At 38.6% G+C, this 10728-nt stretch carries 8 protein-coding genes; 3 read left to right on the top strand and 5 right to left on the bottom strand.

The genetic code is table 11. The features are described from left to right. Positions 1–78: 78 nt before the first annotated feature. Positions 79–3303 (top strand): amidohydrolase family protein, encoded by a 3225-nt coding sequence (locus tag BI291_RS04320; protein WP_083601898.1) that lies wholly within the window; start codon positions 79–81, stop codon positions 3301–3303. A gap of 578 nt (positions 3304–3881) precedes the next feature. Further along, a complete protein-coding gene (gene hemE, locus BI291_RS04325; RefSeq protein ID WP_074496537.1) occupies positions 3882–4949 on the top strand; it encodes a uroporphyrinogen decarboxylase in 1068 nt (355 codons plus the stop codon). An 85-nt stretch (positions 4950–5034) separates the two neighbouring features. Here the strand turns inward: hemE and sthA are convergent, their stop codons facing one another. Next, the gene (sthA, locus tag BI291_RS04330; RefSeq protein WP_074496514.1) at positions 5035–6462 is read right to left on the bottom strand and encodes a Si-specific NAD(P)(+) transhydrogenase; all 1428 of its coding nucleotides are present in this window, start codon (positions 6460–6462) and stop codon (positions 5035–5037) included. A gap of 99 nt (positions 6463–6561) precedes the next feature. Beyond that, positions 6562–7680, bottom strand: coding sequence for a fatty acid desaturase (locus BI291_RS04335; RefSeq protein WP_083601899.1), 1119 nt, complete (start codon positions 7678–7680; stop codon positions 6562–6564). 207 nt (positions 7681–7887) lie between these two features. On the opposite strand from BI291_RS04335, the gene fabR reads away from it, so the two are divergent. After that, positions 7888–8520, top strand: coding sequence for an HTH-type transcriptional repressor FabR (gene fabR / locus BI291_RS04340; protein ID WP_074496515.1), 633 nt, complete (start codon positions 7888–7890; stop codon positions 8518–8520). Between the two features lies 1 nt (position 8521). Here fabR and trmA read toward each other — a convergent pair whose 3' ends face one another. The 3 genes from trmA to BI291_RS18485 form a co-directional block, all read right to left on the bottom strand. Then, the gene (trmA, locus tag BI291_RS04345) at positions 8522–9616 is read right to left on the bottom strand and encodes a tRNA (uridine(54)-C5)-methyltransferase TrmA (protein ID WP_074496516.1); all 1095 of its coding nucleotides are present in this window, start codon (positions 9614–9616) and stop codon (positions 8522–8524) included. Between the two features lie 370 nt (positions 9617–9986). Next, positions 9987–10427: an RNA-binding protein gene (locus tag BI291_RS04350; RefSeq protein WP_074496517.1), complete on the bottom strand. Its 441-nt coding sequence runs from the start codon at positions 10425–10427 to the stop codon at positions 9987–9989. Between the two features lie 117 nt (positions 10428–10544). Continuing rightward, positions 10545–10728: hypothetical protein (locus tag BI291_RS18485; RefSeq protein ID WP_217693807.1), on the bottom strand; the 184-nt coding region annotated here is incomplete at its 5' end.

Consider the following 10728-nt stretch of genomic DNA (forward strand, 5'->3'; position numbering starts at 1 on the left):
ACGCTAAAGCACAGTTGTGTGTTAAATCGCCTCTGCTTAGTGATAAAAATTATAATGATAACCCTATAGGATATTCAAATGCCTCAAAAGCCACTACACATGTTGTCGACAGCGGCACTTGCTCTTGCATTATCTATGACCAGTGCAAGCAGTATTGCTGACGAAAAGCCCTCAACCGATAAAGATAAAAAATGGTCAGTCAACGAACCCCAAGGTGAGTTTACTATGGCTAATATCAATGTAAGCCAAGGAACTTGGATGAATGTTGATGTAAGCCCCGACGGAAAAGCGATTGTTTTCGATTTGTTAGGTGATATTTATACAATGCCGATTACTGGCGGTAAAGCAACGGCGTTAATGACAGATATCGCATGGCAAATGCAGCCGACTTTTAGCCCTGACGGTAAATATATCGCGTTTACTTCTGATCAAGATGGTGGTGATAATTTATGGGTAATGAAAGCAGACGGTAGTGATGCGAAACCTGTCACAAAAGAATCGTTTCGATTGCTTAACAGTCCTGCATGGTCGCCTGACGGAAACTATTTGGTTGGCCGTAAGCACTATACCGGCAGTCGTTCATTAGGGGCTGGTGAAGTATGGCTTTATCATAAATCAGGCGGTAGCGGTGTAATGCTAACCAAACGCCCCAATGAGCAAAAAGATTTAGGTGAACCAGCGTTTTCGCCTGATGGCCGCTATGTCTACTTTTCACAAGACTCAACACCGGGTAAATACTTTGAATACAGTAAAGATTCAGAGTCGGGTATTTACCGCATTAAGCGTTTTGAACTCGCCACAGGAAAAATTAAAACCATTATTGCTGGTAAAGGTGGCGCTATTAGACCTGTACCGTCACCTGATGGTAACTCGTTAGCCTTTATCAGCCGTGATGATTTTCAATCTAAACTTTATATTTATGACTTAAATAGCGGTGAAAAAACACTCGCATATGAAAACCTTGATCGTGATATGCAAGAAACCTGGGCGATTCATGGTGTATACCCTGATATGGCATGGCTGCCTGATAATAAAACCTTAGTGTTTTGGTCTGGTGGTAAAATCAATCGGCTAAATACTGAGAATGGTCAAGTGGAAGTGATACCGTTTCAGGTTAACACTCAAAAGAAAATTCAAACCGCGTTACGTTTTCAGCAAGACTTAGATCAAGAAACCTTTAACACGAAAATGATCCGAGATGTTGAAGTGTCACCTAATGGCAAACAAATTGTATTTGAGTCAATGGGCTATTTATATACCCAAAAAATGCGTGATGGCAAAGCGAGCGGTAAAGCGAAACGTTTGACAAAACAACGCGATTATCGTGAATTAAATCCGAGTTTTTCCCGCGACGGTAAAAAGATTGTTTACACAACGTGGGATGATAAATCACTTGGTCAGGTTATGGTGACCTCAAGCCGCGGTGGAAAAGGGAAATCACTGATTAAGGAACCAGGTAAGTATATTGAACCGAGCTTTTCGCCTGATAATAAAACAGTTGTTTATCGAAAAGTACGAGGCGGCGGAATATTAGATCCTAAATGGGGATTAAAAACCGGCGTATATCAAGTACCGGCAAAAGGTGGGAAGCCAACATTAATTACAGAGTCAGGCTCAGCGCCGCACTTTGGGGCGAGAAATGACCGAATTTACTTAACTCGTGGTGGTAAGAAAACGCAATTATATAAAATAGGTTTAGATGGTCAACACGAACAAGCGTTATATCAAGGCAAGTTTGCCACTGAATATCGCGTTGCGCCAAGTGGAAAGCATTTAGCCTTTGCCGAACGGTTCAAGGTTTTTGTTACGCCGTTTGCTGAACGTGGTTCGGTTATTGATACAGGGCCAAATGCGAAGAACTTCCCTGTTAAACAATTGTCGGTACGTGCAGGCGAAGGCATTAATTGGCACGGAAATTCTGCTGCATTATATTGGACCTTAGGTGCAGACTTATACCAGGCAAATGTTGCAAGCTTGTTTGATTTTACTAAGGATGACGAAAAAGAATCTGACGTTAAACCTACTGTTACTTCATTAAGCTATGAACACGCCATTGATAAGCCTGAGGGTAAGATTGCCTTTGTTGGTGGCAAGGTAGTCACCATGGATAAAAAAGGTGTGATTGATAACGGTGTTGTGGTTGTTGACGGTAATAAAATTATTGCTGTGGGTAATCAACAAGACGTTACTGTCCCTAATAATGCCAAAGTGGTTGATATTACTGGTAAGTCGATTGTACCTGGTTTAATTGATGCCCATGCTCATGGTGCTCAAGGGAGCTATCAAATTATTCCTGAGCAAAATTGGAAGAACTATGCTGGGTTGTCGCTAGGTGTGACGACTATTCACGATCCTTCTAATGATACAACCAGCTTTTTTGCTGCAAGTGAAATGCAAAAAGCAGGTGAAATTGTTGCACCACGCCTATTTTCAACAGGACGTATTTTATATGGAGCAACATCAGCTGGCGCTACGGCACACGTTGATAGTTTAGACGACGCAAAGTTTCACATTGAGCGTTTACAAAAAGCTGGTGCTTTTTCAGTGAAAAGTTATAACCAACCACGTCGTGATCAACGTCAACAGTTTATACAAGCAGGTCGAGAAGCAGGTGTGATGGTGGTGCCAGAAGGTGGCTCGCTTTTACAACATAACTTAACGATGCTGATAGATGGTCACACAACGTTAGAGCACTCTATTTCAACGGCTAAAGTTTATGATGATATTAAACAATTGTGGTCGCATTCTGAAATGGCTTATACACCTACAATGGGTGTTGCATATGGCGGTATTTCTGGCGAGCACTATTGGTACGACACAACTGAGGTATGGAAACACCCACGTTTAAGCAAATACGTACCGAGTGAAATACTAGAACCGCGCTCAATGCGCAGAACTAAAGCGCCGTTACATCATTATAATCATTTCAATGTTGCTAAAGTGGCTAAAGAAATGCAAGACATTGGTGTGTTAGTTAATGCTGGTGGACACGGTCAGCGTGAAGGCTTAGCAATGCATTGGGAAATTTGGATGATGGCACAAGGCGGTATGTCGCCTATTGAAGCGTTAAGCACTGCGACAATAGCTCCGGCTCAATCATTAGGGCTAGACAAAGACTTAGGTTCGATAACCCAAGGAAAGCTTGCTGACTTAATTGTTATCGATGGTGATATCACAACCGATATTCGTTTATCTGATCGTGTTACTTATACCATGATTAATGGCCGACTATATGACGCTGCAACTATGAATGAAATTGGTAACTATGATAACAAACGCTCAAGGTTTTATTTTGAGCAGTAATTATCGTTAAGTATAAAAAAAACCGACGTTAAAACGTCGGTTTTTTTGTGAGAGAGATAAAAAACATTATTTTAGGCAATAAAAAAGCCTTACCGAAGTAAGGCTTGAAATGCTCGCTGTATGGTCTAGTTTTACTAGCTTCTTATTAATTTTTGTTTTTTTATTATTATTGTTTTCCGTTAGCGCGGGACAATTTATAGCAAAGGGATTATTGCCATGCAACAACTTTATTAGAGCATTTATACCACGAGTTTTTTCGTATAACGGCTTGTTAGCACAATGTTAATGGGTAATAAAAAAGCACTCAAATTAAGATGCTTTCTAATGTTGCTGAATTCATTGAAATTTATCTATATAACAGTCTGGTTATATATTAAACAGCATGGGGAATTGATCGCAAAAGTATCATTAAAAAAAAGTTAACAAAAATTTATTTTATTTTATTGAATAGTTAAATATTTACATTCTGTATGAATTCCTTTCATAAGTTTTTCGCTATAACAATTTGACATAGAACATAGATCAATAAATAGCGCAGTGGTAGAATGCGCGCATTATTTTTATTGGATGCATTTTTAATGACTGAATTGAAAAACGACACGTATTTACGCGCCTTATTACGTCAACCTGTTGATTACACGCCGGTATGGATGATGCGACAAGCAGGTCGTTACTTACCAGAATACAAAGAAACACGTAAAGATGCGGGCGATTTCATGGCACTGTGTCGTAATACAGAGCTTGCTACTGAAGTCACGTTACAGCCATTAAGACGATTCCCTTTAGATGCGGCGATTTTATTCAGTGATATTTTAACCATTCCAGATGCAATGGGCTTGGGGTTATATTTTGAAACGGGTGAAGGCCCTAAGTTCGAACGTCCTATTACGTGTAAAGCAGATGTTGAAAAAATAGGTCACCCTGATCCGGAAGGTGAATTGCAGTACGTGATGAATGCAGTACGGTCAATCCGCAAAGCTCTTGATGGCAATGTGCCATTAATTGGTTTTTCAGGAAGTCCATGGACTTTAGCCACTTATATGATTGAAGGTGGCAGCTCTAAAGCCTTTACCAAGATTAAAAAAATGATGTATGCAGATCCGCAAACATTACACTTGTTACTTGATAAATTAGCTGATTCTGTGATTAGTTATCTTAATGCTCAAATTGCAGCAGGTGCTCAATCGGTTATGGTTTTTGATACATGGGGTGGCGTGTTATCTCCACGTGACTACAAAGATTTTTCTTTGCAATACATGGCAAAGATTGTTGATGGGCTAACGCGTGAAAATGACGGTAGACGTGTACCGGTGACACTTTTTACTAAAAATGGCGGTATGTGGTTAGAGTCTATCGCGGCGACTGGTTGTGATGCTGTTGGTTTAGATTGGACGATCAATATTGAAGATGCCAAGGCTCGAATAGGGGACAAAGTTGCGCTACAAGGTAACATGGATCCATCAATGTTATATGCGCCTAAAGAACGTATTGAGCAAGAGGTCGCAACGATATTAAAAGGTTTTGGCCAAGAAAAAACAGGACATGTTTTTAATTTAGGGCATGGCATTCACCCTGATGTGAACCCTGAGCATGCTGGTTATTTTATTGATGCCGTACGTCGTTTAAGCACGCCTTACCATAAATAATGAAAAAAAGGGGTCAGGTACAATTTAGGCTTAAATTGTACCTGACCCCTTTTTTTTGACTCATTTTTTCGTTTTTGAAAAAATGTTAAAAAAGTCGGTTAAGGCCGTTTAAGGCGGCAACGCGAAAAGCCTCAGCCATTGTAGGGTAGTTGAAGGTAGTATTGACAAAATACTCTATCGTATTGCCTTTACCCTTTTGCTGCATAATTGCTTGGCCAATGTGAATAATTTCGGCCGCATTTTCGCCAAAACAATGAATGCCGAGTATTTCTTTTGTTTCGCGGTGAAATAAAATTTTCAATGAACCCACTAAACTATTCGCAATTTGTGCTCTGGCTAAGTGCTTAAATTGCGAGCGACCAACTTCATAAGGAATTTTAGCTTCCGTTAATTCTTGTTCCGTTTTACCTACTGAACTGATTTCAGGAATTGTGTAGATGCCTGTGGGAATATCAGCAATGAGCTTTGCTGTGCTCTTGTTATCCATCATGGCATATGCTGCAAGTCGACCTTGATCGTAAGCTGCGCTGGCTAAACTCGGGTAACCAATTACATCGCCGACCGCAAAGATGTTATCTATTTCTGTTTGATAAAGGTCATTGACTTTGAGTTGTCCTCGACCATCAGCTTTTAACCCTGCGTTTTCAAGGTGTAACGCTGCTGTATTGCCAGTACGACCATTGGCCCATAATAGGCAGTCAGCCTTCATTTTTTTACCTGACTCTAAGTTAACAATTACGTGATCATCGGTAGCGTCAACGCTCTTGATTTGCTCTCCGTGCCTAATGACTACACCGTTGTTCCAGAAGTGGTAGCTTAATGCATCAGACATTTCATCATCTAAAAAGGATAATAAGCGATCACGGGTGTTAACTAAATCTACTTTAACACTCAACCCTCTAAATATTGATGCGTATTCACTTCCTATGACACCTGCGCCATAAATAATTACCGAACGAGGGTCATGTTGAAGCGATAAAATGGTGTCAGAGTCGTACACTCTAGGGTGGTTGAAATCGATATCATCAGGGCGATATGGATGAGATCCTGTAGCAATCACTATTTGTTTAGCGGTTACTGTTTCAATAGAGCCGTCAGGTTTAACTATTTTTAGGGTATGTTTATCAATGAAAGAAGCTTCACCAACAATATGTTCTACACGGTTCCTGTCATAAAAACCGCTACGAAGCTGTACTTGCTTACGTATAACGGCAGATGCGTGGCTTAAGATATCGGAAAATGTCAGATGTTTTGCTTTTTCATGTTGCCTAAATAGCGGGTTTGAATTGTATTCTATAAGCCGAGAGACACTTTGTCTGAGTGCTTTAGACGGAATAGTACCCCAGTGTGTACACCCGCCGCCAACTTCTTTATAACGTTCTACTATTGCGACACGTTTATTTTTTTTGGCAAGCTCCATTGAAGTACCTTCGCCACCTGGGCCTGTACCTATAATAATGGCGTCAAAATCAAATGTTATTTTTTTGCTTTTAGGGGAAGTGCTTTTAGCCAAAAGGGTTACCTTAATTCCTGCTGATAATCGAAAATTTTAGCAGGAATTAAGAGTTAGGTAAATTTATTGCTTCGAAATTATGCTTAGGTAACTTGTTATTTATGCAACTTTTTCTAGAAAAAATTGCCAGCTACGTTGTTGTTGTTGAAAGTTAAACTTAATCTCTTTATAGCGTAGTAATAGTTCAGATTTTTCCACGTCTGCAATGATCTGTTCTCTTTTGCTTAAAAGTACCTGTTTTTTTACCTCGTAAAAATCATTCAACTTTACAATTAAATGATCGTATTCTTGTTGTAAGCGCTCTAGTAACTGATCTGCATTAGGGTGCGCTGCAAGTTTGAGCTGCTTACGTTTTAATTCCATTGAAACACGTGCTTTGATTATTTTGTCTTCTGGACTTACGCGTAATTTCTTCGTTAAATTTAGATATTCACAACCTTTTATTAACCATTTTGTTGGATCGAATTGCCACCAACGAATACCATTACGATAATCATTCTCGAAGTTATGATGGAAATTGTGGTATCCCTCACCAAAGGTGAACAATGCGAGTAAGCCATTATCTCTAGCCGTGTTTTTTTCGCTGTAGGTTTGTTTGCCCCAAATGTGTGCCAACGAGTTTATGAAGAACGTTGTATGATGACTTAATACCAATCTAAAAAAGCCGATAAGTAATAAACTACTAATCACATCACCGTGCCATATACCAAACATTAGAGGAATGCCAATATTGGTTAATAACACAAGTGGCAAATAGTATTTGTGTTGCCACATCACGATTGCATCTTTTTGTAAGTCTCTTACATTCTCGTAATCGTTATACCGATGAGATTGATATTCCCGTAACATCCAACCTATATGTGAAAACCAAAAGCCGCGTTTAGCCGAATACGGATCAACATCATTTTTATCAACATGCTTATGATGAACGCGATGATCTGATGACCAATGTAATGCGCTATTTTGTAAGGCAAATGCTCCGCCAATTGCATAAATGAGCCTTAATGACCAATGTGCTTGGTAGGTTTTATGTGACCACAATCGATGGTAACCAGCAGTGATAGACATTCCGCAATAACAAAAACACGCCACTGCCATTAATATTTCGGCTGCATCAAAGCCATGAGTTAAGGCTCGGTAAGGAACGGCAATGGCTGCGAATAAAAAGGTGATGACAAAAACGGCTACATTGAGCCAAATAATCTTAGGTTTTTTCACTAATCGCTCGATTAATTTATTTTCAGTGTACAAGTGTAAGCTATTTTAAATTTCCTTCATCTATAGTCAAGTATTGTTTTAATAAGTTTTGAATATAAATTGTTCAATTTTTAAGAGTACATGTGTATGTATTTGTTTATTAGAAATTTCCCCTGCGTGAACTATTTGAGTATTATAGTGAAATGTATTTCAGAACAATGAATCAGTATGAGTGGTATTCGAGCACAACAAAAAGAAAAAACGCGCCGGTTGATTATTAATGCCGCGTTAAATCAATTAAGTGCAGAGCGTAGCTTTTCTAATTTAAGCCTACGTGAAGTGGCTAAAGAATCAGGCTTAGCACCTACTTCTTTTTATCGACACTTTTCAGATATGGATGAACTTGGTTTAACCTTGGTTGATGAAGCCGGACTTACCCTTAGACAATTAATGCGTCAAGCGCGCCAACGTATTGAAAAAGGGGGATCTGTTATTCAAATATCCGTGTTAACCTTCATGGAATTTATAGAGAATAACGGTAATATTTTCCGACTTTTACTCCGAGAGCGTTCTGGTACGTCACCAGCATTTCGTGCTGCAGTTAACCGTGAAATTAGCTATTTTACTTTAGAGCTATGTGATTATTTACAACAAGCCAATCGACTTGATGCTGAAATAGCATATTTACAAGCAAATGCTGCGGTTACTATTGTGTTTAGCGCTGGATCAGATGCCCTTGATGCCGATAGCAAAGAGCGCGAGCTATTATCAGAAAGAACGATTCACCAACTACGCTTTATCGCACGTGGCGCTATGGAGCTCGCTAATCGTATCGAAAACACTAAGCCTGAACAAACATAAACTACTTCCGCGTTAAAATAACACCCGTTTCTATGTGATGGGTATATGGAAACTGGTCAAACAACGCCATCTTTTCAATATTATGTGTTTTTGTTAATTGTTGTAAGTTATCAGCTAGTGTTTCAGGGTTACACGAAATATAAATGATAGTATGAAAGCGACTCGCTAACTCTACACTATCAGGGTCTAGGCCTGCACGAGGTGGGTCCACTAACACTGTTTCATACTGATAGCTGGTTAGGTCTAAATCAGCTAATCGACGGAATGATTTTTCACCGTTCATTGCTTGGCTGAATTCTTCACTCGACATGCGAATAATTTCAACATTCGTTAATTGGTTATCTTCAATATTTTTTTGTGCAGACTTAACAGATGTTTTAGATATTTCAGTACCAAGTACTCGATCAAAGTTCTCTGCTAGCGCAATACTAAAATTGCCGTTACCACAATATAACTCTACTAAATCGCCGCCTTTTTCTTTGGTTTCATTTTGTGCCCAAGTAAGCATTTTTTCATTGACGCCTGCATTAGGTTGCGTAAAACTATTTTCAATTTGCTGATAGACATATCGTTTATTATTCACAGACAAACGTTCATTAACATAATCTTTTTCAACAATCACTTTTTGTTTACGAGCACGGCCAATAAAGTCAATCGGACAAATAGTAGATAACCGTTGTTTCAATTGTTTACATTCTTCATGCCAGCTTTCATCGAGCTGCTTGTGGTATAACAAGCTTATAACTGCCTCACCACTTATGGTTGTGAGAAAATCAACTTGAAATAACTTTCGGCGTAACGTTTCATTGTGACGGATATCGTCAAGTAAGGCTTTCATTAAGGTATTAATTAATTCACTCGCAACAGGAAAGGTATCAACACGATATTTTTGTTTAGTCTGTTGATTAAACATTATATAGAAGAGATCGTCTCCCTCATGCCAAACACGAAATTCAGCACGTTGACGATAATGTAAAGGTTCTGAACTAAATACTTCAAATTCAACGGATGAAAAAGGGTGAAAAAGTTCAGTCATTTCAACGGTCTTTTCAGTAAGTTGTGCTTGGTATAGTGCTGGATCAATATGACTAAACATGATGTGCCTTAATAGTGAACGTGTTTAAAAGGCGCAAAGTGTAGCGTGCCTTGTCGCTTTGTCTAGTATTAGTGCCCATTTTCTTTAGACTTACGTTTATTAAACAATATAAATGTAGTCGGCCAGAGATGCTGAAAGTCTGGGAGGATTTAGACTACGGTTAATAATAACGCTCTACATATTATTATTGAAAGGCATAAGAATAGTGTTTATATCGTGCATTTAGATTGAAATACATTATTAACAGAAGTGAGTGCAAGTTAATAATTGAATTGCTGTTTTTGCTTCTTAGGTATATTAAGTGAATTTAATAAAATAAAGTCGCTGTATATAGCGACTTTATAAATGTACCTATAATATAAAGGACGTGTTATTCGTCGTCGTGTTGTTTTTCTGGCCTTTCTTTAGCTTCTCTTACTTTCAGTGTTCTTTGTTGAAACTCTGAATCATTAAGTTGTTTAATAGCGCCATCAGCATCATTTGATGCCATTTCAACAAAACCAAAGCCTCTTCGTTTGCCTGTATGTTTGTCTTTCATTAACCTGACAGAGTGCACTTTACCATATTCTGAAAAAAGTGCTCTTACTGCACCTTCGTTTGCTCTATAAGGCAAATTGCCAACGTAAAGTGTTTTTACGTCGCCTGTTGCATTGTCAGCACCTTCAGAGCCTAAAAGGCTAGTTAAGATTGAGCACACAAAAGCAATAGTAGCAACAATTGCTGGGCTTAGTTCTATACTGATAGCAATAAAGTAAACAATAATAGCAAATATTATTGCTGCTACTATCTGTGTAGTTTTCGGAGAAGTCATATAAAGATTACCTAATTATTATTTTTAAAATACAAATTTTAATTGCAATTACATGTTACCGAGCTTTTCTTATTGTGCAACTGATAAGCGTAATAAATGCCCTGTTTTTTAATCAAGTTATAGTATAAAAGTAGAAAATAGATATTTTGAAGGTGTTTTTTTTGCAAATTTAGCGATAAATACAGCAGTTTGTTTATAAAACCTGCAAACAAACAAAATAATGAAAAAAGTACTTGATCCATTTCTGAAGTTCTCTACAATGCGCTCCACTTCTCGGGGACAAGCCAAGAAGCGGTTTTGA

Source organism: Thalassotalea sp. PP2-459 (genome assembly GCF_001913705.1).
GTDB classification, from domain to species: Bacteria; Pseudomonadota; Gammaproteobacteria; order Enterobacterales; family Alteromonadaceae; genus Thalassotalea_C; species Thalassotalea_C hakodatensis.

What these genes read in the sequence shown, in the direction of transcription:
- BI291_RS04320 (WP_083601898.1), top strand. Translation starts at nt 79, where the DNA reads ATGCCTCAAAAGCCACTACACATGTTGTCGACAGCGGCACTTGCTCTT.
- hemE (WP_074496537.1), top strand. Translation starts at nt 3,882, where the DNA reads ATGACTGAATTGAAAAACGACACGTATTTACGCGCCTTATTACGTCAA.
- fabR (WP_074496515.1), top strand. Translation starts at nt 7,888, where the DNA reads ATGAGTGGTATTCGAGCACAACAAAAAGAAAAAACGCGCCGGTTGATT.
- trmA (WP_074496516.1), bottom strand. Translation starts at nt 9,616, where the DNA reads ATGTTTAGTCATATTGATCCAGCACTATACCAAGCACAACTTACTGAA.
- BI291_RS04350 (WP_074496517.1), bottom strand. Translation starts at nt 10,427, where the DNA reads ATGACTTCTCCGAAAACTACACAGATAGTAGCAGCAATAATATTTGCT.